Source organism: Catenulispora yoronensis (genome assembly GCF_039531695.1).
GTDB lineage: Bacteria > Actinomycetota > Actinomycetes > Streptomycetales > Catenulisporaceae > Catenulispora > Catenulispora yoronensis.
The window spans coordinates 1-507 of the sequence record NZ_BAAAQN010000270.1; the positions used below are offsets into that span (position 1 = coordinate 1).

Annotated in this window: 2 pseudogenes; both read left to right on the forward strand. The window is 64.5% G+C overall.

Annotated features, from left to right (window positions below):
- Positions 1-333: pseudogene (locus tag ABD481_RS47280) on the forward strand (peptidoglycan glycosyltransferase PbpC); the annotation flags it as partial.
- Between the two features lie 89 nt (positions 334-422).
- Positions 423-507: pseudogene (locus ABD481_RS47285) on the forward strand (isomerase); the annotation flags it as partial.

The following is a 507-nucleotide window of genomic DNA, read 5'->3' on the forward strand; positions in this document are numbered from 1 at the left end:
GCCGTACCGCTGCTCAACCAGGTCAATAATCTGCTGCTGGCCCGCCCGGCGATGAGCCGCGGCGGGCTGCCGAGCGATCCGCGCCCGGCAACGGTCAGCCAGGGGACAATCTGCTGGCCTGGCGGGCAGGATCTGCCGGCGGGCGACAGCAACTGTCGTCGTCGCCTGGCCAGCTGGCTTTTGGATGCCAGCCAGACGCCGACTCTGCTGCTGCCGGGGCAGGAGAGCGTACGCGGGATCCGCTTCCCGGTGTGGCGCAATGAACACGGCGAACGGGTGGCGGCGGATTGTCCCGGCGCTCGGGAAAGCCAGGTCGAAGTCTGGCCGCTGCCAAGCGGCTCTGATAAAAAGGGGAAGCGCCAAAGATAGATATGAGGGCGCTTCCCCTTTTTTATTTGCGCTTCGAGAAAAGGAATTTCCCCATGCAGCTTCCAATTTACCAGGCCGACGCCTTCACCTCGAAACTGTTCGGCGGCAACCCCGCCGCGCTGGTGCCGCTGCAACAGT